Origin of the sequence: Microbacterium sp. NPDC090003 (assembly GCF_044748385.1) — a bacterium.
GTDB lineage: Bacteria > Actinomycetota > Actinomycetes > Actinomycetales > Microbacteriaceae > Microbacterium.
On record NZ_JBIVFW010000001.1, the window covers coordinates 1,848,987 to 1,870,436 of the forward strand.

Here is a 21,450-nt window from a genome sequence, read left to right on the forward strand (position 1 = left end):
ACAGCGTTGTCAGAATGCGGGCAGCGCATCCACCCACCACCTGGAGGTAATCGCATGCCCCCCATGCGTTCGGCATCCCCCCGCCGACACATGAGAAGACGCCGCGCGGCCCTCGCCGCCGGAGTCATCACCGCTCTCACGGCGTCGTCCGTCCTCGTGACGCCCGCCGCCTACGCCGAAGAGATCTCGACCCTCACACCGTTCGAGGCCGTCGACCCGTTCATCGGCACCCAGATGAACGACGCCAACAACGCGCGCGGCAACGACCACTACGGCAACACCTTCCCCGGAGCGACCGTGCCGTTCGGCATGGTGCAGTCCAGCCCGACCACCTTCGAGACCGGCAACGGCCAGCAGTTCGGCGGTTACGAGTACGACGCCGACCAGATCCGCGGCTTCGGCATGACCCGCCTCTCGGGCACCGGATGCCGGTCGAACTTCGGCGGCTTCGACTTCCCGGTGATCCCCTTCACCGGAGCCCTCACCGACGGCACCCTGCCGACCAACCCGGCGAGCGCGATCGGCGACTACTTCCTCGACTTCTCGCACGACGACGAGACCGCCGAGCCCGGCTACTACGCCGTCGGACTCGAGAACGTGCAGGCCGAGCTCACCAGCACGACCCGCACCGCGGTCAGCCGCTACTCGTTCGACGAGACCGCTGCGACCTCGACGCTCCTCTTCGAGGCGGGCGGCTCGAACAACCAGGTGCACGCCTCCGACATCGCCTTCGACCCTGCGACCGGTGAACTCACCGGCTCGGTCAAGGCCAACATCGTCTGCAACGGCGGCTCGCAGTACACCGCCTACTTCTCGGCGACCTTCGACCAGCCGGTCGAGTCGTTCGGCACGTGGACCCCGGCCGGCGTGCAGGCGGGCGGCACCGAGGCATCCGCCGCCACCAAACACGGCGCCGGTGCGTACCTGACCTTCGCCGACGGCGCCGATGTCACGGCCAAGATCGGCCTGAGCTACGTCTCGGTCGACGGCGCCCGCGCGAACGCACAGGCCGAGACCGCCGCCCTCGACTTCGACCAGACCCGCGCCCAGGCGCGCGCGACCTGGGAAGAGGGACTCGGCTCGATCGATGCGACCGGCGGCACCGACCGCGACCGCATCACCTTCTACACCTCGCTGTACCACTCGCTGCTGCACCCCAACACGTTCCAGGACGTCGACGGTCGCTACACGGGTTACGACGGAACGATCCACAGCGTCGAGGAGGGCCACGACTTCTACGTGAACTTCTCGGGCTGGGACACCTACCGCGGGCAGTCGCAACTCGTGGCTCTGCTCTACCCGAAGCGCGCGAGCGACATCAACCAGTCGATCGTCGACATGGTCTCGCAGTCGGGCAAGTGGACGAGTTGGCCCACCTACAACCAGATCCAGACGAAGATGAGCGGCGACTCGCTGCAGAACATCGTCGCGGCGACGGATGACTTCGGCTCGACCGACTACGACCGCGCCAAGGCGCTCGAGAGCATGCTCGCGACGCAGACGCTGCCGATGACGAACACCGGGCGGTCGGATGCCGTCATGTACGGCATCCACGGATGGATCGACGGAGACAAGCAGGGCGCCGCGACCTCGCGCACGATCGAGTACACCACGAACGACTTCGCGATCGCGCAGCTGGCGAAGCGCCTCGGGAACGAGGCCGCGTACGAGAAGTTCTCGACCCGTTCGCAGAACTGGAAGAACATCTTCAACACGGCCACCGGGCACATCGACGCCCGCAACCGCAACGGCTTCCTGAACACCTCGCTCACCACGCAGGGTGCGCAGTTCGAGCAGTCGACCGGCTACCAGTACGGCTTCAACGTGTCGCACAACATGGCCGATCTCATCGAGGCCCGCGGCGGCACCGAGAAGGCCACCGAGCAGCTCGACCGCATCCTGCGCGACCTCGACGCCGGCGCCTTCAGCGACGCTGCGTACATCGCCAACCAGCCCAGCTTCGGCCTGCCGTGGGTCTACAACTGGCTGCAGGCTCCGCACAAGACGACCGAGACGCTGTACCGTGCGGCCGACGAGCTGTTCACGACGGCTCCCGACGGACTCGCCGGCAACGACGACCTCGGATCGTTCAGCGCCTGGTACGTGTGGGCGAACATCGGGCTGATGCCCGCGATCTGGGGCACCGCCGACCTTCTGGTCTCGGCACCCATGTTCGAGCACATCGAGATCACCTCGATCGGCTCGGACCGCACGATCTCGATCGACGCACCCGGCGCCGGCGACGACCGTCGCTACACGACGGGCCTGTCGGTGAACGGCCAGGCGCAGACCGCGTCGTGGCTGCCCGCCGACTTCGCTCGCTCGGGCGGCACACTCGACTTCACGATGGGCGCGACGGCCTCGACGTGGGGCACCGGCGAGGGCGACGTGCCCCCGTCGTTCCGCGACGGCAAGGACGACCGCAACTCGGTCGGCATCACCTCCGACGGAGCGGTCAACATGGGCGGGCTGGATGCCGGCGGCATCGGCCTCTCGCGTGAAGACCTCGCGAAGGCGGGCGTCACCGGCGGCGCGAAGCTCCCCCTCGGTGACACCGGCGTCGAGTTCACGTGGCCCGACACGCAGGCCGGCGAGGCCGACCACTGGATCCCGAACGGCCAGGTCCTCGACTTCGGCGACGTCGCGGCATCCGGGATCTCCTTCCTCGGTCTCGCCACCAACGGCCCCTCGCGGGGCACCGCACTGGTGACGTACACCGACGGCTCCACGAAGAAGGTCGACGTGCGCCTCACCGACTGGACGAACTCGGGCGCCGAGCCCGGCAACATCCGCCTGGTGCCGCTCACGAAGCGCAACACGCTCAGCGGCGGCTCCGACACCGCGAAGCCGACCCTCTTCGCGACGGCGGTCGTGCCGCTCGACACGAAGAAGAAGGTGGCGAGCGTCACCCTGCCGAACGACGTCAGCAAGGGCATCATGCACGTCTTCGACGTCGCCCTGCGCCCGCTGGACACGACCCAGCCCGGTGAGCCGGCGCTGCCTGCGCGTCCCGACGCGCAGGAGCCGACAGCGCCGACCACCCCCGCACCCGTCGAGATCGACGGCACCGCGGTCACGAACGCCGACACCGTCTGGCGCTTCCACGACACGGCCGACGACCCCGCCGCGGGCCTCGCCACGAAGACCGGCTGGACGGCCGCCGACTACGACGACGCGTCGTGGAAGACCGGCACCGGCAGCTTCGGAGCGAAGAACGGCGTGATCGCCGACCTGGGCGGCGGCTACACGCCGACGAACCTCGTCACCCAGTACAAGGAGGGCACCACCAACACGGAGGCGTTCTTCTTCCGCACGACGTTCGACATCGACGCGGCCGATCTCGCGCAGATCACCCAGCTGAACGGTGAACTGGCCTACGACGACGCCGCCCGCGTCTACGTCAACGGACAGCTCGTCGGCGGCTTCGCGGATGCCCGCATCGGCGACGGCCCGAGCAACATGGTCTACGCCGGCGACAACGGCACGGCCCCCCTGACGGGTGCGTTCACGGTTCCGGCATCCGCTCTGCAGGCGGGTGAGAACACGATCGCGGTGCAGGTGCACAACACCAACGCCACGAGTTCCGATGTGTTCATGCAGCTGACGTCGCTCACCATCGCCGCGAAGGGTGCTCCCGCCGCGATCTCCGACGTGCTCCTGCACGTGGGATCCGACGAGACGCAGCGCAACCTGACGTTCTACACCGATCGTGAGATCGCGGCGAAGGTTCAGGTCGCACCGGCATCCGCCCGCACCGGCGCCGGGTTCCCGGTCACCGAGGCGCGCACGATCGACGCCACCACGGCGCAGGCTCGCGACGGACGCTACTCGAATCAGGTCGTCATCGACGGCCTGGCCGCGGAGACGTCGTACCTGTACCGCGTCGGTGACGATGAGACGGGATGGTCGCGTTCGTACGAGCTGTGGACCGGCACCTTCGACGAGTCGTACAGCTTCGTCTACCTGACGGACGCGCAGATCGGAGCATCGGGCAGCTGGCAGAACGACCGCGACCGCTGGGCCGCATCGCTCGGGCAGATCGACCAGTTCGAGAAGGATGCCTCGATGATCGTGAGCGGCGGTGACCAGATCGAGACCCACCGTTCCGAAGACGAGTACGCCTCGCTGATCGCCCCCGAGCTGCTGAAGCAGCTGCCGTTCCAGGCGACGATCGGAAACCACGACAACCAGTCCGACCAGTTCAATTCGCACTTCTTCACTCCGAACCGCTCCGAGACCCACGGGTACGAGGGCATCGACGGGCGAGCCGGGGGCGACTACTGGTACACCTACAACGGCGTGCTCTACCTCAACATCAACACCAACGCGCGCAGCACGAACGAGGAGGACCACGCGGCCTTCTTGCGCGAGGTCGTCGAGGAGCAGGGCGCCGACGCCAACTGGATCGTCGTCGTCATGCACCACTCGCTGTACTCCGCCGCATTCCACTCCGTGGAGCAGGATGTGAAGGAGCGCCGTGCGGCCCTCGCACCGGTGTTCAGCGAACTGGGCATCGACCTGGTGCTCGCCGGTCACGACCACATCTACACGCGCAGCTACCTCATGGACGGCACGACGCCGGCCGGAGACCTGGACGCGCAGGAGAAGTCGGGTGTGACGCTCGCGGCCGAGGAGGGGCAGGTGCTGTACGTGACCGGCAACTCCTCGAGCGGCAGCAAGTTCTACGGTCTCGACGCGTCGTCTCCCGAGGCGGCGATCAAGGATCAGTCGAACCAGCCGCAGTACACCGATGTCGACGTGACACCGGAGGCGATCACCCTCACGACCTATCAGACGATGGATCGGAAGGTGATCGACGAGGTGACGCTCACCCGCACGGCCGACGACGAGAAGGGCCCGGAGTTCGCGGGTCTTCCCGCCGAGTCCGAGGTGGCGCAGGGCCAGCCGTTCGAGCCGCTCGCCGGAGTTTCGGCGACCGACGAGATCGACGGCGACGTGACCGCGGCGATCACGGTCGAGGGCACGGTCGATACGGCGAAGCCCGGCGTCTACACGCTCACCTACCGGGTCACCGACCTGGCCGGCAACGAGACGGTGGCCCTGCGCACGGTGACCGTGACCGCGGTCGAGCCGACGTTCGGCGGCGTGCCGCCGACCCGCACCGTCGTCGAGGGCGAGGAGTTCGACGAGCTCGCCGGGGTCTCGGCGACCGACGCGAACGGTGTCAACCTCACCGACCGGATCGAGGTCGAGCTGGTGCAGGCGGGCGCGATGGCACGCATGGTCGCGCCCGAACCGGGCGCGTTCGTTCTCGTCTACACCGTCACCGACGACTACGGCACGACCGCGGCGGCGCAGAGCGTGATCACGGTGGTTCCGCAGGCCGACCCGACCGACCCGGGCACGGGCGCCCCCGGCACCCCGGGCGACGGTTCGGGCGGCGGTTCGGGCGACGGCGACGCGGTCGCTCCCGGTGATGGGACGGATGCCGGTGACGGCACTCTGCCCGCGACGGGCGGCGAGGCGTCGCTGCTGTGGATGCTCGGCATCCTGGCCCTGCTCGCCGGCGCGGGTCTGATGATCCGCCGCCGAGGCGCGCAGGTCTGAGCGACGGCGAGGGGCCCGCAGGTTCGCCTGCGGGCCCCTCTTCCGTGCCTCGTGGGGGGTGCTTCGACAGGCTCAGCAACCCAGGTGCGGGCACGGGGTCCCTGAGCCTGTCGAAGGGCTCTGAACCGAGAGATCTCAGTGGGTCAGTTCACCCGACGCGGAGACGGCGGATGCCGCGACCACGGCGGCCTTGGCCTCGACGAGTCCGTCGAACCAGCCGATGTGCTCGGAGGTCGACCCGAAGGCATGGAATCCGGGCTCGGGGTCGGCGGCCTTCACCGAGCCGAGGAACACTCCGCGCTCGTTGCCGACGTGGAACCCGCGCTCCACCTCGACCCACAGGCCGCGGGGCGGACGGACGAGCGTGAGGCGGCGCCGCGGGCTCGCGAGAGACGCGCGCGACGCCTTGCGATCTCGACCGGGCATGTCAGGCGCTCACCGCGTGCAGCTCGCGGGCGTGCTCGAGCGATGCGCGGTACTCCGCACGCGTGATGTCGAGACCGTTCGCCGAGTTGGCGGCCTCCATCATCGACGCGAGGAGGGGGCGGTGCAGTGCGGGGTCGCCGTCGAACGAGAAGCGCAGGGGGATCGAAGCGTGGATCCAGAGCGTCTGGTTGGCGCCGTTGCCGGCGGGGACGGTGAGCGCGAACGACTCGTTCCGCCGAAGCTTCGTGACGGTGACGGCACGGAGGTGGACGAGCAGGGCGTCGTCCACCTCGATCGATGCGTCGGTGTTTCCGTAGGTCAGGTGTCCCATGCTGCTCTCCTCGTGGTCGAGACTGCGTGAGATTTATATTACTAGGTAACCTAGTTAAATTTCCAACCGGACGATCGACAAACGCAGAAGCGCTCGATCACGCCTTACGGAAGATCCGCGATCTCCTCGGTGAGACGGCGCAGGAATCGGGAGACGACGTCGGTCTGCTCGGGAGTGAACTCGTCGGCGATCGCCTCGATCCGACGCGTCAGTTCATCGGCAGGAGAATTGATGTCGCGCAGCGAAGGGCGCAGGACCTTCGAACGCGCGTCGGCCGGATGCGGGGCGACCACGATCTGCCCCCGCTCCTGCAGGCGGCGGATGACGCTGGTGATCGCCGCCGTGCTCACACTGAGGTGCCCGGCGAGGTCTCCGGGAGTAGCCGGCGCATCGGCCGGAGCATCCGCGATGAAGCGCATGGCGACGCGGTCGGTGTCGTTCGGCGCGCGCACGGCGGCGAGGCGTCGCGCGAACTGCGCGTCGGCTCGACGGAACTCGTCGACGCTGTGCACGAGATCGGATGTGATCGTCGTCGTATCGTTCACCATGTGTCACCCCCTGACCCCTCCATGCTACAAGATGATCTCGTAACGAGGCTGCCTAGCGTTTTCCAATGGCGACCAGGGGCTCTTTCGGATGAGAGGATGGAATACCGCCCCGCCGGAAAGGATGATATGGCTGAGCGACTCACTCTCGACGACGCGGGATACATTCTGTATTCCGACATGGTCGAGCGCTTGCGTGCGCGCTTCCCCTCCGTTCCGGTCTGGCGGCTGGAGCAGGTCGTGGCCGCCGAGCACGACGCGATCACCGGAGGCGAGCTCCAGATCGTCCCCGCAGAGGTCGAGGACGGCACGATCGAGATGCTCGAGCGCGAAGCCACGCGGCTCGGCGATGATGGCGAGGTGGTGGCGTGATGGAGAGTTCCGAGGAGTTCACCCGTTCCGGGTACTGGTACCCCGAGGCCGATTCGGCGAGCACGGTCGATGTGCTCAACCTGCTGCGGCGCTACCGCTCGGCCGAGACCGCCATGCGCGCCCGCACGCGCGTGTCGATGCGCATGAACGAGACCGACCTCGTCGCCCTGCGCTTCCTGCTGCGCGAGCAGCGCGCCGGGCGCATCGTGCGCTCGATCGACATCGCCCGCATGCTCGACATCTCGACGGCATCCACCACGACGCTCATCGACCGCCTCGAGAAGGGCGGCCATGTCCGCCGCGAGGCGCACCCGACCGACCGTCGCGCCGGCATCGTGGTTCCGACCGTCAGCAGTGACGAGGAAGTGCGCGACACCCTCGGCGCGATGCACCGGCGGATGCTGTCGCTCGTCGACGAGATGACCGACAAGGAGCGCGCGGTGGTCACCCGCTTCCTCGCAGGCATGACCTCGGCGATCGAAGAGGCATCCGACCTCGATCAGGAACTGCGCGACGTCATCCGCGACCACGAAGAGGCCCAGGGAGAGGGAGCGGCGGGCGAGTAGCCCGACCGCACGACTCAGACCTTCTCGGGCTCGGCCGGTTCCGCGGGATCCGCGCCGCCGGCGCCGTCTGCGGCATCTGCCGCCTGATCGACGCGCTCGGGGAACAACTCGTCGAGATCGAGGTCGGGGTTGTCGTCCTGCCCCTCGACGAGCTCGATGGCCTCCTGCTCGGTCTGCACGCTCGGCATGGCACCGGGCAGGGGTCGGCGCGCCGACTCCTTGAGAACGACGACCGCGACGAACCCGGCGATCGACGTGCCGATCACGTAGAACGCCGGCGCGAGCGACGAGCCCGTCATCTGCACGAGCGCCTCCATCACCACCGGGGCGGTACCCGCGAAGAGCGCGACGGCGAGGTTGTACGAGATGCCCATACCGCCGTAGCGCGACGACGTCGGGAAGAGCGCCGGCAGCGAGGAGGCGAGGTTGGCGACGTAGAACGTCACCGGGAATGCGAGCAGCACGAGTCCCAGCACGGTCGACCAGATCTCGCCGTGCATCATGAACAGGAAAGCGGGTACCGCGAGCACGATCGCCGAGATCGAGCCGATGAACAGCACCCTCTTGCGGCCGATGCGGTCGGAGAGACGGCCGGTGAGCGGGATGCAGAGGGCCATGGCCACGAGCACCGGAAGCGTGAGCAGTGTGCCGTGCACCTCGTCGTATCCGAGCGTTCCGGTGAGGTACGTGGGCATGTACGAGGTGAGGGCGTAACCGACCGTGTTCGCCGCGGCGACGAGCACGAACGCCGTCAGCAGCTCGCGCCAGTACGCCCGGATGAGCGCGATCACGCCCTTGGGGGCATCGGCCGAGTCCTGCGCCTCGTCGGCGGCGCGCGCCGCGGCATCCTGCGCCTCCTGGAAGGCGGGGGTGTCTTCGATCTTGAGCCGGAAGTAGATGGCGATGAGGCCGAGCGGCAGTGCGACCAGGAAGGGGATGCGCCACGCGAAGCCCTGCATGACCTCGGCCGACAGGGTCAGCTGGAGAATCGAGACGAACGCGGCGCCGATCGCGAAGCCCATGTACGAGCCGAGGTCGAGCAGCGACGCGTAGAACCCGCGCCGCTTGTCGGGCGCGTACTCGGTGATGAAGGTCGTCGCGCCGGCGTACTCGCCGCCGGTCGAGAAGCCCTGCGCGAGCTTGAGCACGATGAGCAGGATGGGCGCCCAGACGCCGATGACCGAGAAGTCGGGCAGCACGCCGATGAGGAAGGTCGCCGCCGCCATCATGATGAGCGTGAAGGCGAGCACGCGCTGGCGCCCCAGTCGATCGCCCAACTGGCCGAGCACGATGCCGCCGAGCGGGCGTGCGACGAAGGTCACGGCGAAGACACCGAGCGAGAAGAGCGACTGCGCTCCGGCCGAGGCGTCCGGCAGGAACGCCCGACCGATGATCACCGCCAGGTAGCCGTAGACGCCGATGTCGTACCACTCCATGAGGTTGCCGACCACGGTTCCGGCGACCGCACGGCGGAGCATCGGGCGATCGACCACCGTCACGTCCTCGACCGTGAGGCGCCGGGGTTCGGTCGGCGCGGGACGGAAACGGCGGAGCAGCCGCTGCCAGAGGGACTCGCTCTTCACGGGATCGGACATGTCGTTCTCACTTTCTTCCGTCGCGGGGCGGATGCCCCGGGACAGAGTTCGGGGAGACGGTACACCCACCGTCTCCCCGAAGTTCCTGCGTTCGCTCAGTTCTTGAACGCGTCCTTGACGTTCTCGCCGGCCTTCTTCGCGTCGGCCTTGACCTGGTCGGCCTTGCCCTCGGCCTCGAGCTTCTCGTTGCCGGTGACCTTGCCCGTGGCCTCCTTCGCCTTACCGGCGATGTCCTCCGCGGCGTTCTTGATCTTGTCGTCGAGTCCCATGGGGGGCTCCTTTCTTCTCGATGGTCGTGCGTGGTCCAGTGGGGGCGTTCCGTATTCCGTATCAACCGGCGAGCAGCAGTCCGGCCATCAGAGGGGCGGATGCCGCGGCGACGAGCGAGACGCCGCCGACGATCCCGGCCGACCGCAGGAACGAGCGGCGCTCGACGCGGGTGGGAATGCCGGAGATGCGGCCCACGGCCCGTCGGGCGGAGAGAGGCGTGAGGTCGAGGTCTTCGACGGGCGCCACCGCCGTCGCGCGGCGCAGGGCACGACGCGTGCCGATCGTGCGGGTTGCTTCCATCACCTGGGACATCGAATCACCTTCCTCGTCCGAAAGATTACTAGGTTGACTAGTGAAATGCCAGCCTAGTGATATTCCATCGACTTCGACCTACGCTCAGGACATGACCGAGCTCACCCAGCCCACCGGACGCGAAGACGACCTGCGCGCGATCCCCCGAGACGACGGCAGCGCCCCTGTGGCCCTCGTCCTCGGGGCGACCGGGTACATCGGCGGACGCCTCACGCCCCGCCTCCTCAACGCCGGGTACCGGGTGCGAGTCCTCGCGCGCGACGCGGCACGCGCGGCGTCCTTCCCCTGGGGCCCGGACTGCGAGATCGTCGAGGGATCGGCCGACGACGCGGATGCCGTGGCCGAGGCCATGCGCGACGTCGACGTCGTCTACTACCTGATCCACTCGATGGGCGCCGGTAAGGACTTCGAGGAGGCCGACGAGCGCGCGGCGCAGACCGTGGCGGATGCTGCGGCGAAGGCCGGCGCATCCCGCATCGTGTACCTCGGCGGCCTGCATCCCGACGACGTGAAGCTGTCGCCGCACCTGCGCTCGCGCGTGCGGGTGGGCGAGGTGTTCCTCGAGTCGGGGGTGCCGACGCTCGTACTGCAGGCCGGGGTCGTGATCGGGTCGGGCTCGGCGTCGTTCGAGATGATCCGCCACCTCACCGAGGTGCTGCCCTACATGCCCGCCCCGAAGTGGGTGCGCAATCACATCCAGCCGATCGCGATCCGCGACGTACTGCACTACCTGCTCGGCGCCGCCCGCGTCGAGGCGAGCGTGAACCGCGCGGTCGACATCGGCGGCCCCGACGTGCTGCGCTACGGGCAGATGATGAACGGCTACGCGGTCGAGGCCGGGCTCCCCCAGCGCGCGATCGCGGCCCTGCCCGTACTCACCCCGGGGCTCGCCTCGCACTGGGTGAACCTGGTGACGCCGGTGCCGCGATCGATCGCCCGACCGCTCGTCGCATCGCTGCAGAACGAGTGCGTGGTGAAGAACCGCGACGTCGACGATCTGATCCCTCGGCCGACGGGCGGCCTCACCCCCTACCGCAGCGCCGTCGCGATGGCGATCGGGCGGTCGAACGCCGACACCATCGAGACCAGCTGGCAGGACTCCGAGGTCTCGGGCGCGCCGAGCGACCCGCTGCCGAGCGACCCCGACTGGGCCGGGCGCACGGTGTTCACGGATGCGCGGACGCTCGAGACGAAGGCATCCGTCGACCAGCTCTGGCGCGTGATCGAGGGCATCGGCGGCACGAACGGGTGGTACTCCTCGCCGTTCCTCTGGGCCGTGCGCGGATGGATGGACCGCCTCGTCGGTGGCGTCGGACTGCGCCGCGGACGCCGCAGCCGCACCGAGGCGCGCGTCGGCGACGCGATCGACTTCTGGCGGGTCGAGGCGGTCGAAGAGCCCGGCGTGCAGACCGACGCGTCCGACGCGAGCGGCGGACTGCTGCGTCTGCGCGCCGAGATGAAGGTGCCCGGCTCTGCGTGGCTCGAGCTGCGGGCCCTGCCGCACGGGGCCGGCGCGACCTACGAGCAGCGGGCGGTGTTCTTCCCCCGCGGGCTCGGCGGTCGGCTCTACTGGTTCGCCGTGCTGCCGTTCCACGGCGCGATCTTCGCCGGCATGGCCGCCCGCATCACCGGGGCCGCCGAGGGCGCGAAGTAGCCCCGGGCCGGGCCCGTCGTCTGGATAGGCTCGGGGGATGACCGAGGCCGAGCCGAATCCGTACCGCCACCTCATCGCGCTGGCCGCGGGGATCGCCGCGCTGATCGTCCTCCTCACGTTCACGAGCGGAGTCGTCGGCTATCTGCTGTCGATCGTGGTCGCGGGGGCGGCGGTGTTCGTCGGGCACAGCGCGGCGCGCCACCGCGGCCGGATGCTCCTGGCCGCCATCCTCGGTCTCGTGCTGAGCTACTTCGTGCTGCTGACCTCGGTCGGTCTGCTCGTCGTGCGCCTCACCCGCCTCGCCGGCTGACGGGCTCGCCGGTACTGGGACCCTTCGACAGGCTCAGGGACCCAGGACCGGGGCCCTTCGACAGGCTCAGGGACCCAGTGCCGGGTTGCTGACCCTGCACCGAAACCGGGTTGCTGAGCCTGTCGAAGCACCCGCCCCGCGCACACCCGATCAGTCGGCGCGCGGGCGCTCCGGGGCATCCGACTGCGCGGGGTCGACCGCGGCATCCACCGCGGCGTCGACGTCTTCCTGCGGAATGATGTCGATCGCCTCGGTCGCCGCCTCGTAGACCTCGGAGAGCGTCTCGTCGACGGTCTCCTCGTCGATCCACGCCAGATCGTCGCCGGAGTGGTCGTACTCGACGGGCACGAGGGCGAAGTCGTCGCCGTACTCCTCGAGTCCGGCCATGACGCTGTGGCGTACCGCCGCACGGGCATACCGCTCGCGCAGGATCATGGGGTCGCGGCGCAGATCGATCATGAAGGCGACCATCATGAACGCCATGATCACCGCGAACGGCAGCGCCGCGATGATGGTCACGTTCTGCAGCGACTGGAGCCCGCTCCCCTCCTCGCCCGACACGAGCACGACGGCGGCGATCGCTCCGACCAGCGCGCCCCAGATCACCGTGACCCAGCGCGAGGGCTCCGGGCGACCCTGCTGCGACAGCGTGCCCATGACGAGCGACGCCGAGTCGGCACCGGTGATGAAGAAGATCGAGATCAGCAGAATGAGCAGGATGCTGGTGATCAGCGGGAACGGCAGGTTCTCGAGCACGCCGAAGAGCACCTCTTCGGGCGGGTCGACCACGAGGCCGGCGCCGTCCATCTGCTGGCTGATCGCCGTGGTGCCGAAGATCGCGAACCAGACGAGCGAGATCGCCGACGGCACCACGATAACGACCGACACGAACTGCCGCAGCGTGCGTCCGCGCGAGATCTTGGCGATGAACATGCCGACGAAGGGCGACCACGAGATCCACCACGCCCAGTAGAAGATCGTCCAGCCGGAGAGGAACACTTCGGCCTCGGCGCCCTGCGATGCCGAGCGGGCGATCATCATCGGCAGGTCGCCGAGGAACTGTACGGCTACCGACGGGATGACATTGAGGATGAGCATCGTCGGACCCACGAAGAACACGAAGAACGCGAGCACGAGGGCCATCACGGCGTTCGTGTTCGACAGCGCCCGGATGCCCTTCGAGACGCCCGACACCGCCGACGCGATGAAGCAGGCGGTGAGCACGGCGATGACCGCGATCAGGATGCCGTTGCCGACCTCGCCGAGGCCGGTGACGATCTCGACACCGTGCCCGATCTGCAGGGCTCCGAGGCCGAGCGACGCGGCCGTGCCGAAGAGGGTGACGATGATCGAGAAGATGTCGATCGTGCGGCCGACGGGTCCGGTCGTGCGGCCCTCGCCGAGCAGGGGCGCGAAGATCGAGGAGATCAGCGGGGTGCGGCCGCGGCGGAACGCGCCGTAAGCGATCGCTCCTCCGACGAGCGCGTAGAACGCCCAGGCCTGCGGACCCCAGTGGTAGAGCACCTGGGCCTGTGCGGTGTGCATGGCCTCGAGGGTGTTGGCCTCGACCGTGCCGGGCGGCGGCGACTCGAAGAACGTGAGCGGCTCGGCGGCGCCCCAGAACACCAGGCCGATGCCCATACCGGCGGCGAAGAGCATCGAGATCCACGAGAACATCGAGAACTCGGGCTCTTCGTCGTCACGGCCGAGCGGGATGCGCCCGTACCGGCTGAAGCCGACGAACAGCATGAAGACGAGGATCACGGTCGCGATCGTCGTGAAGAAGAAGCCGAAGTACTCGGTCACCCAGGCGAGCACCGTGCTGGCGGTGCCCGAGAGGTTGTCGCCCGCGAACACCCCCCACGCGATGAACGCGACGGTCGCGGCGAGCGCGACGCCGAACACCAGGTGGTCGGTGCGGTAGGTGCGCCCGGTCTCTTCGACCGAGACACCGGGGATCAGCGCCGGGTGCAGTCCACGCGGCGGGACGGCCGACATGTCACGCACGATCTTGCGGCCGGTCTCGGTGGCCTTGGGAACGATGTTGGTGGCGGTGGTGCGGGGAGGCTTCTCTTCGGGGGTCTCCATGAGAAGCCATTCTCCCATGGCCGGTTCACAGGCGCGGGGTCGAGGCAGCCGGTGGGCACACGGCGGGGCCCTTCGACAGGCTCAGGGACCCAGTTCCATCGCCCCCAGACACCCCCTGGGTCGCGCGCGGCGGGGCCCTTCGACAGGCTCAGGGACCCAGTTCCGTCAACCTCACCCAGCCCTGGGTCGCTGAGCCTGTCGAAGCACCGCAGGACGGCCCCGGCATCCGCTCGTTCGGGAGGAGAACCCGCGCTGGGCAGGACCAAATGGGGCGGATGCTCCTGCCGAACGCGAGATCTCCTCCGGTCGCGCGCGGCGGGGCCCTTCGACAGGCTCAGGGACCCAGTTCCGTCAACCTCACCCAGCCCTGGGTCGCTGAGCCTGTCGAAGCGCCGCCGGGCGGCCCCGCGGCTACCGCCGGAAGAAGCCCCCGAAGACCGCGTGCAGCAGGGGCAGAGCGGATGCCCAGAGCAGCGTGAAGCCGAGGCCGGGAACCGGGTCGACGAGCAGCGCGCCGCCGACGAGCATGGCGGCGAAGAGCACGCCCGACCCGATACGGCGGGCGATACCCTCGAGGCGGTCGAGACGACGCTCCAACCGCGAGGTGTCGAAGGTGACGTTGCCGTCGTCGACGCGGGTGATGATCGCGTCGATGCGGTCGGGCAGGCGCATCGTGATGCCGGCGGTCTTCATGGCGCGCTGCGCGACGTCCTGCATCAGGTTGCCGCTCTCGTCACGCAGCAGCCGGTTGGCGTAGGGCTCGGCGGCATCCCACACGTTGAAGGTCGGGTCGAGCGCGCTGCACATGCCCGAGGTGAGCGAGACCGCACGGATCAGCAGCAGCAGGTGCTCGGGCAGCTGCAGCGGAAGCCGGCGCACCATGTCGCCGAACTCGTCGGCGAAGGCGGTGAACTCGCGCGGGTCGACCTTCGACAGCTCCGCGAAGCCCATGCCGCCGAAGCGCGCGAAGAGAGCGGTGAGCGCCTGTTCGAGCTCGCGCGTGTCGGCCGTGGGCAGCAGGACCCCGATCTCTTTCGCGGCGTCGACGAGTCCGCGGCTGTCGCGCGCGGTCACCGCGATCAGGAGGGTGCGCAGGCCGGCGCGCAGGTTCGCGGGAACCTCGGCCATCATGCCGAAGTCGATGAAGGTGAGGCGCCACGGCGGGTCACCCGCATCCGCTCCCTCCGCCCGCGGAGTCACGAACATGTTGCCGGGGTGCGGATCGGCGTGCACGAAGCCGTGCGTGAACACCTGATCGAACATGACCTCGGCGAACACCTCGGCCACCCGCGCGGGGTCGATGCCGGCGGCACGCAGTGCGGCGGTGTCGTTGATCTTGATGGCCGTGACGTCCGACAGCGTGAGCACGCGACGGGTCGAGCGCTCCCACACGATCTCGGGAGCGTCGACGCGGGGGTCGTCGGCGAAGGCCTCCCGGAAACGCTCGGCGGATGCCGCTTCGTGCAGGTAGTCGATCTCCTCGAGGCTCGTGGCCGCGAACTCCTCGACGAGGGCGGGAGCATCCACCCGGTCCGACACGATGCGCACCCGCGTCAGCCACTTCCCCACCCGGCGGAGGGCGGCGAGGTCGGTCGCGACGATGCCGTCGATTCCCGGGCGCTGCACTTTCAGCACCACGGTGTCGAGCCCGGTGTCGGCGGCATCCTGCGCCGACAGCTTCGCCCGGTGGGCTTGGCCGAGGGATGCCGCGGCGAGCGGCGTCTCGTCGACCCACGCGAATGCGCTGTCGAGCGGGGTGCCGAGCTCGGCCTCGGCGAGTACCCGGATGTCAGCGAACGGCACGGCGGGCACCTCGTCCTGCAGCCCGGCGAGCTCGGCGGTGATCTCGGGCGGAAGCACATCGAGGCGCGACGACATGAACTGACCGACCTTGATCATGAGGCCGCCGAGCTCGACCGCGAGGCCGTGGAACCGCCGTGCGAACTTCTGCATGCGCGGGGCGCGCGTGCGCTCCGCGATGCCGCTCATGCCGAACTTCGGCAGGACCAGTTCGAACCACCAGATCTTGACGAACTCCCGAGCGGCGAAGGAGATGATGCGACGGTAGCGAGCGCGATGGGCGCTCTGCGCCGGGGCATCCGTCATCGATCGATTCCTTCGCCGTCGTCGAGTCCGCCCGCCCGCGAGGCGAGCGAGGCGAAGCGGGTCATGCTCGCGAGATCAGTCCTGCGCGAGGATGGTGTACAGCTTACGGCGGGCTTCGTCGAGGATGTCGATCGCGGCCTGCACCTGCTCGGGCGATCCGCTGCGACCCACCTGTGCGGCGGCGGCGGCGAGGTCGACCCCGGCCTTGGGGAGGGCGTGGAATCGGGGATCGTTGCGGTGGCCGTCCTTCGAGGACGACTCCCACGGAGCCTTCGTCTCGGTCGTCTCGGTGGCGACGGCGCGACCGGCCTCGGTGAGCGAGTAGGTCTTGCGACCGTTCTGCTCCTCGGCCTCGATCAGGCCCTCGTCGGCGAGCAGCTGGAGCGTCGGGTAGACCGAGCCGGCGCTCGGCTTCCACGAGCCGCCGCTGCGCTCGGAGATCTCGTTGATGATCTGGTAGCCGTGCATCGGGCGCTCGGCGAGCAGCGAGAGCACCGCCGCGCGCACGTCGCCGCGGGCCATACGGCTGCCGCCGGAGGGGCGCTGCTGGTCGAACGACTTGCGCAGCTGGTCGAAGGCGTCGAAGAGAGCGCCGGCCGGACCATTGGGGCCGCCGAGGCCGCCGGTGCCGAAGATGTTGCCGAGCGGATTCTCGGCGTTGCCGCTGTTGCTGCCGGTTCCGCCGAAGGGGAATGCGTTGTTCATGATGACCTCCAGATGGGGTGGTGAACGATACTCAACGATATATCGTTCACCTGGGCGCGAGGTGGGAGTTCCGACGACGCCCGGAGGACCGAGCCTGTCGCGGAATCCCCCGTGCGGGGCATGCGCGCTCTCGACGGCTTCCGTACCGTCGTAGGCATGACAGATCCCGGAGAGAAGTCAGAGAAGTCGCACGAGTCCGAGAAGGAGACTCAGACCGGCCTCGCCCTGGGCATCGCCCTCGGCATCTCGTTCGGGATGCTGGCCGGCCTGCTGTTCTTCGACAACATCGGCCTCGGCATGGGCGTGGGGCTTTCGCTCGGCATCGCGCTCGGGGTCGCGATCGATGCGCAGAACAAGAAGAAGGCGGACGCCGCGGCCGACGGCGGCAGCGACCCGGAGCATCCGGTCACCTGAACCGGCGCCCACCACACGCCCGGGGGAAATGCAATCCCGGTGCGCGTCACAGCGACGACTGCTCTACTGGCATCAATGTCGTCGCATATCGGTAGTCAGAAATCGTCCATCCGGGTCAGCGTGATCGTGCCCGTCTTCAACCCCGGCCCGAGCTTCAGCGATCTGATCGCCTCGCTCGACCGCCAGAGCCTGCGTCCGGATCAGTTCGAGATCCTGCTCTGCGACGACGGCTCGGACGAGGCGACACAGCAGCGTCTCGAGCGCATCGCCCAGGATCGTCCGCATATCCGGATCCTGAACCTGCCGCACTCCGGCTGGCCCGGCACACCCCGCAACGCGGGAGTCGAGGCTGCGCAGGGCACCTACGTGCAGTTCGTCGACCAGGACGACTACCTCTTCGACGACGCGCTCCAGGCACTCTGCGACTACGCAGACGCGAACGGCTCCGACGTCGTGGTCGGCAAGGAGGTGGGCATCGGGCGCCCCCTGCCGAGGCGCATCTTCCGGCGCGATATTCCGGATGCGAAGCTCGGTGAGGATCCTCTCCTCGAAATGCTCACGCCGCACAAGCTCTTCCGCACGGAGTTCTTGCGTGACAACGGCATCCGCTTCCCGGACGGCCGCGTGCGCCTCGAGGACCACCTGTACGTGATGCAGGCCTACTTCGCGGCATCGACCATCTCGATCCTGGCGAGCACTCCCTGTTACGCGTGGGTCAAGCATCCGGGCAGCGCGAGCTCGTCGCGCATCGATCCCGAGACGTACTTCCCGCACCTCGAGAACGTGCTCGACGTCGTCGAAGCCCACACCGAGCCGGGCACCCTGCGCGACCAGCTGCTGCGGCACTGGTTCCGCGGCAAGATCCTCAAGCGCCTGAGCGGCAAGCAGATGCTGCGCTACCCCGCCGAATACCGCAACCGCCTGATCGACGTGGTCACCCCGATCGTCGAGAGGCGGTTCGGCCCCGGCGTCGATGCCGGGCTCGCGTTCCCCCACCGCATCCGCGCGGCCCTGCTACGTGCCGGACTGCGCGACGATCTCGTGCGCTTCGCGGAGTTCGAGACGGAGCTGTCGTGCGAAGCCACCGTCACCTCGGCGAACTGGTCGCGCGGCGGCGGGCTGCACCTGTCGATCGACGTGGGCATCCTGCGTGATGGCCGCGAGGCGCTCGTGTTCGACACCGAGACCGACCGTCTGTCGTCGCTGCCGCTGGAGTCGCTCACCGACCTGCCGCCCGAGGCGCTCGTCGCCGGGCGCGAGCGCACCAACGACCGCATCGAGCTGTTCCTCGTGGGCGACGAGCCGGGTGACGAACGCCGCATCGCCAGCGAGCGGCCCCGCGCCAGGAACGGGATCACCGTCGCGATCGACCCGCTGAAGGTCTTCGCCGACCACGGCCCCTCCTCGACCCTGCGGCTGATGGCGAAGGTACGCCGGGCCGGGTGGACATTCGACGTGCCCGTCACATCGGATGCAGGTTCTCTCATGCGCGCGGGCTCGTCACCGCTGCTGGCCGGCAGCGCCGTGCAGATCACCACGGGATCGAGCGGCGGCGTCGAACTGCAGCGCGAGGGGTCGGGCACCGGGCTGCGCGACCTCGCCGGCCGAACGGCGCGACGCGCGCGGCAGCTGGTTCGGCGCACGTAGGGGGCTCCGCCCCGCGGCATCTCGCAACGGAGGAGATCTCTCGCAACCCAGGAGCGGATGCCGAGAACAGTCCTCCGTATCGCGAGAACTCCTCCGATACAGGTGTCCCGCCTCGCGGAACAGGGTCCTTGAGCCCGTCGCAGGGTCCCGCCCCGCGGAACTGGGTCCCTGAGCCTGTCGAAGGGCCCCGCCCCGCGGCATCCCTTACCGCGTCGGCAGCGTCAGGATCTCCGCGCCATCCTCGGTGATCGCGACCGTGTGCTCGGTGTGGGCGGTGCGGGCACCTGTCGCACTGCGGAGGGTCCAGCCGTCGGCATCCGTCACCAGCTGATCGGTGTCGGCCATGATCCACGGCTCGAGTGCGAGCAGCAGGCCCGGGCGCAGAACGTAGCCGCGGCCGGGGCGACCGTTGTTGGCGACGTGCGGGTCCTGATGCATCGTCGAGCCGATGCCGTGGCCCCCGAACTCCATGTTGATGGGGTACCCCTCGGACTTGAGCACCGTGCCGATCGCGCGCGAGATGTCGCCGATACGCGCCCCGGGGCGGGCGGCGGCGATGCCTGCTGCGAGCGCGCGCCGGGTCGTCTCGATCAGGCGCTCGTCCTCGGGGTCGCGGGCGGTGCCGACGATGAAGCTGATCGCCGCGTCGGCCGCGACCCCGCGCAGCGAGACGGCGAGGTCGAGGGTGAGCAGGTCGCCGTCGACGAGCGTGTAGTCGCGGGGCTTGCCGTGCAGCACGGCGTCGTTCACGGCGGTGCAGATGTAGTGGCCGAAGGGGCCGTCACCGAAGGACGGCGCGTAGTCGACGTAGCAGGATTCGGCGCCGGCATCCTCGATCATCTGCTTCGCCCAGCGGTCGATGTCGAGCAGGTTCGTGCCCACGGATGCCTTCGCCTCGAGCGCGTGCAGGATGTCGCCGACGAGCGCGCCGGTGGCGCGGGCCCGGTCGACCTGGTCGGGCGTGAGGATTTCGATCATGGGGTGCCTTCCGGTGGCGACCAATAACTATCCCGGCAATCCTATCCCGGGATTAGTATTGGCATCATGATGGTCCGGATGCCCCTCACCCCCGCCGAGGTCGAACGAGGTGAGCGCCTCGGCGCCCTCCTGCGCGCCGCGCGGGGCGAGCGATCCATGCTGGGCGTGGCGCTCGACGCCGGAGTGTCGCCCGAGACGCTGCGCAAGATCGAGTCCGGGCGGGTCGCAACGCCCGCCTTCTCGACGATCGCCGCGATCGCCGGAGTGCTGGGCCTGTCGCTCGACGCCGTGTGGGCCGAGATCGGGACGGATGCCGCGGCCACCCGGCCGGTCGCGTCATGACCGATCAGCCCGAGGAACCGCGCGAGCCGTCCGCCCCGCGCCGGGCGACGCCGATGGGCACCACCCTGGGTGGACTGCTCGGCGCAGCCCTGGGCGCACTGCCCGGTGGGCTGCTGTTCGACGACAACGCGTGGCTGGGACTCGGCATCGGAGGGGCGATCGGCGCGTGCATCGGCGCGACGATCATGGGCCCATTCCTCAGCGGGAAACTCGGCGACGACTAGCACGAGCGCGGGCCGCGGCATCCGCTCTTCGCCTGAGGGCGCGCACAACTCCGGAGATCCGTCGCGATCCTCCCCGAAACTGCGCACCCACCCACCCTCGACTGCCGATTCTCCGGAGTGATGAACCGCGCGCCACTCAGCCCGGCAGCTCGACCCCGCGCTCCGCGGCGAGTGTCTGCAGCTTCTCGGCGGCATCCGTCTCGATGCACACCGTCGCTTGCAGACCGAAGCCGTTGTCGCGCAGCAGGTAGTAGCTGGTGATATCGCTGAGCGCGTCGCCATCGGCGTCGACGAAGTCGAAGCGCACGTGAACGAGGGCGAGCTTCTCGGAGACGGCGGTACTGTCGCACACCTCGTGACGCACCGAGGCGAGTCCGAGCTTCTTGTAGAGCGGGAACGACATCGACAGGCCCTGCACCATGGCCTCGCGCGACTCCGCCACCATCGACGCCCGATCGTCGACGATCACCCCCGGTTCTCCCCACAGCTTCGCCCACGCGCCGGCGTCGAGGTTCGTGAGGGTCGCGGCGTAGCGGGTGAAGTAGTCGTCGATCCGATTCGCGCTGATGGCCATGGTTCGAGCCTCGCCGAGGTCGCCGTCGGATGCAATGGGCGGGACTAGGTCGCGAGCACCGAGTCGAGCAGCCCCGGGAACAGCGCATCGAGGTCGTCGCGTCGCAGGGTGAGGCGTCGACGCCGGCCGTCGGGCTCGTTGCGGATGACGCCGGCCTCGCGCAGCACCTTCATGAAGTGCGACTTGGTCGACTTCGGCAGGTTCGGGTCGGTGGCGTGGCAGGCGGCCATGTCGAGCGGGCCGTCGGCGAGTTGGCGCGTGATGGCGAGACGCTCGGGGTCGCTGAGCGCGAAGAGCACGTCGGTCAGCTGGATCTCGGAGCGCTCCGGGTGCGGAAGATCGCCAGGCATGGTTCGAGAATAGTTGAACAATCGGCGGATGGCGAGTACGGTCGGATGGTTCGACAAATCTCGAACGATTGAG

Annotated in this window: 21 protein-coding genes; 9 read left to right on the forward strand and 12 right to left on the reverse strand. The window is 68.9% G+C overall.

Annotated features, from left to right (window positions below; translation table 11 throughout):
• Window positions 1–90: 90 nt before the first annotated feature.
• Window positions 91–5,568: a GH92 family glycosyl hydrolase gene (locus ACIPVN_RS08870; RefSeq protein WP_400442155.1), complete on the forward strand. Its 5,478-nt coding sequence runs from the start codon at window positions 91–93 to the stop codon at window positions 5,566–5,568.
• A gap of 135 nt (window positions 5,569–5,703) precedes the next feature.
• On the opposite strand, the gene ACIPVN_RS08875 is transcribed toward ACIPVN_RS08870, so the two are convergent.
• From ACIPVN_RS08875 to ACIPVN_RS08885, 3 genes are all read right to left on the reverse strand, one after another.
• On the reverse strand, window positions 5,704–5,994 hold the full coding sequence (locus tag ACIPVN_RS08875; protein ID WP_400442157.1) for a hypothetical protein: 291 nt from the start codon (window positions 5,992–5,994) through the stop codon (window positions 5,704–5,706).
• Between the two features lies 1 nt (window position 5,995).
• The gene (locus ACIPVN_RS08880; protein ID WP_400442159.1) at window positions 5,996–6,325 is read right to left on the reverse strand and encodes a hypothetical protein; all 330 of its coding nucleotides are present in this window, start codon (window positions 6,323–6,325) and stop codon (window positions 5,996–5,998) included.
• A gap of 104 nt (window positions 6,326–6,429) precedes the next feature.
• On the reverse strand, window positions 6,430–6,873 hold the full coding sequence (locus ACIPVN_RS08885) for a MarR family winged helix-turn-helix transcriptional regulator (RefSeq protein WP_400442160.1): 444 nt from the start codon (window positions 6,871–6,873) through the stop codon (window positions 6,430–6,432).
• Window positions 6,874–6,999: 126 nt separating this feature from the next.
• On the opposite strand from ACIPVN_RS08885, the gene ACIPVN_RS08890 reads away from it, so the two are divergent.
• Both ACIPVN_RS08890 and ACIPVN_RS08895 read left to right on the forward strand, forming a co-directional pair.
• A complete protein-coding gene (locus tag ACIPVN_RS08890; RefSeq protein WP_400442162.1) occupies window positions 7,000–7,242 on the forward strand; it encodes a hypothetical protein in 243 nt (80 codons plus the stop codon).
• Window positions 7,242–7,808, forward strand: a complete 567-nt coding sequence (locus ACIPVN_RS08895; protein ID WP_400443341.1) for a MarR family winged helix-turn-helix transcriptional regulator — start codon at window positions 7,242–7,244, stop codon at window positions 7,806–7,808. Before ACIPVN_RS08890 ends, ACIPVN_RS08895 begins: the two co-directional genes overlap by 1 nt.
• A gap of 14 nt (window positions 7,809–7,822) precedes the next feature.
• Here the strand turns inward: ACIPVN_RS08895 and ACIPVN_RS08900 are convergent, their stop codons facing one another.
• From ACIPVN_RS08900 to ACIPVN_RS08910, 3 genes are all read right to left on the reverse strand, one after another.
• Window positions 7,823–9,403: an MFS transporter gene (locus ACIPVN_RS08900; protein WP_400442164.1), complete on the reverse strand. Its 1,581-nt coding sequence runs from the start codon at window positions 9,401–9,403 to the stop codon at window positions 7,823–7,825.
• Window positions 9,404–9,498: 95 nt separating this feature from the next.
• Window positions 9,499–9,672, reverse strand: a complete 174-nt coding sequence (locus ACIPVN_RS08905; protein WP_400442138.1) for a CsbD family protein — start codon at window positions 9,670–9,672, stop codon at window positions 9,499–9,501.
• Window positions 9,673–9,733: 61 nt separating this feature from the next.
• Complete coding sequence (locus tag ACIPVN_RS08910; RefSeq protein WP_400442166.1) at window positions 9,734–9,985, reverse strand: hypothetical protein; 252 nt, start codon at window positions 9,983–9,985, stop codon at window positions 9,734–9,736.
• A gap of 91 nt (window positions 9,986–10,076) precedes the next feature.
• On the opposite strand from ACIPVN_RS08910, the gene ACIPVN_RS08915 reads away from it, so the two are divergent.
• Window positions 10,077–11,639 carry an SDR family oxidoreductase gene (locus ACIPVN_RS08915; RefSeq protein WP_400442168.1) on the forward strand — a complete coding sequence of 521 codons (1,563 nt, stop codon included), beginning with the start codon at window positions 10,077–10,079 and terminating at the stop codon, window positions 11,637–11,639.
• Between the two features lie 37 nt (window positions 11,640–11,676).
• Window positions 11,677–11,949 (forward strand): hypothetical protein, encoded by a 273-nt coding sequence (locus tag ACIPVN_RS08920; RefSeq protein ID WP_400442170.1) that lies wholly within the window; start codon window positions 11,677–11,679, stop codon window positions 11,947–11,949.
• A 150-nt stretch (window positions 11,950–12,099) separates the two neighbouring features.
• Here ACIPVN_RS08920 and ACIPVN_RS08925 read toward each other — a convergent pair whose 3' ends face one another.
• From ACIPVN_RS08925 to ACIPVN_RS08935, 3 genes are all read right to left on the reverse strand, one after another.
• Window positions 12,100–14,037 (reverse strand): BCCT family transporter, encoded by a 1,938-nt coding sequence (locus ACIPVN_RS08925; protein WP_400442171.1) that lies wholly within the window; start codon window positions 14,035–14,037, stop codon window positions 12,100–12,102.
• A gap of 411 nt (window positions 14,038–14,448) precedes the next feature.
• On the reverse strand, window positions 14,449–16,143 hold the full coding sequence (locus ACIPVN_RS08930) for an ABC1 kinase family protein (protein ID WP_400442173.1): 1,695 nt from the start codon (window positions 16,141–16,143) through the stop codon (window positions 14,449–14,451).
• Between the two features lie 75 nt (window positions 16,144–16,218).
• Complete coding sequence (locus ACIPVN_RS08935) at window positions 16,219–16,848, reverse strand: PadR family transcriptional regulator (protein ID WP_400442175.1); 630 nt, start codon at window positions 16,846–16,848, stop codon at window positions 16,219–16,221.
• Between the two features lie 156 nt (window positions 16,849–17,004).
• On the opposite strand from ACIPVN_RS08935, the gene ACIPVN_RS08940 reads away from it, so the two are divergent.
• Window positions 17,005–17,262, forward strand: a complete 258-nt coding sequence (locus ACIPVN_RS08940) for a hypothetical protein (RefSeq protein ID WP_400442177.1) — start codon at window positions 17,005–17,007, stop codon at window positions 17,260–17,262.
• 75 nt (window positions 17,263–17,337) lie between these two features.
• Entirely contained in the window at window positions 17,338–18,909 is a 1,572-nt protein-coding gene (locus tag ACIPVN_RS08945) for a glycosyltransferase family 2 protein (RefSeq protein ID WP_400442179.1), read from the forward strand.
• Between the two features lie 204 nt (window positions 18,910–19,113).
• On the opposite strand, the gene map is transcribed toward ACIPVN_RS08945, so the two are convergent.
• On the reverse strand, window positions 19,114–19,887 hold the full coding sequence (gene map, locus ACIPVN_RS08950) for a type I methionyl aminopeptidase (protein ID WP_400442181.1): 774 nt from the start codon (window positions 19,885–19,887) through the stop codon (window positions 19,114–19,116).
• Window positions 19,888–19,956: 69 nt separating this feature from the next.
• Here map and ACIPVN_RS08955 point away from each other — a divergent pair, with 69 nt between their 5' ends.
• Complete coding sequence (locus tag ACIPVN_RS08955) at window positions 19,957–20,229, forward strand: helix-turn-helix domain-containing protein (RefSeq protein ID WP_400443343.1); 273 nt, start codon at window positions 19,957–19,959, stop codon at window positions 20,227–20,229.
• Window positions 20,226–20,453 (forward strand): hypothetical protein, encoded by a 228-nt coding sequence (locus tag ACIPVN_RS08960; protein ID WP_400442182.1) that lies wholly within the window; start codon window positions 20,226–20,228, stop codon window positions 20,451–20,453. Before ACIPVN_RS08955 ends, ACIPVN_RS08960 begins: the two co-directional genes overlap by 4 nt.
• A gap of 136 nt (window positions 20,454–20,589) precedes the next feature.
• Here the strand turns inward: ACIPVN_RS08960 and ACIPVN_RS08965 are convergent, their stop codons facing one another.
• Window positions 20,590–21,027: a hypothetical protein gene (locus tag ACIPVN_RS08965; RefSeq protein ID WP_400442184.1), complete on the reverse strand. Its 438-nt coding sequence runs from the start codon at window positions 21,025–21,027 to the stop codon at window positions 20,590–20,592.
• A 44-nt stretch (window positions 21,028–21,071) separates the two neighbouring features.
• Window positions 21,072–21,377 carry a helix-turn-helix transcriptional regulator gene (locus tag ACIPVN_RS08970; RefSeq protein WP_247957421.1) on the reverse strand — a complete coding sequence of 102 codons (306 nt, stop codon included), beginning with the start codon at window positions 21,375–21,377 and terminating at the stop codon, window positions 21,072–21,074.
• Window positions 21,378–21,450 lie beyond the last annotated feature (73 nt).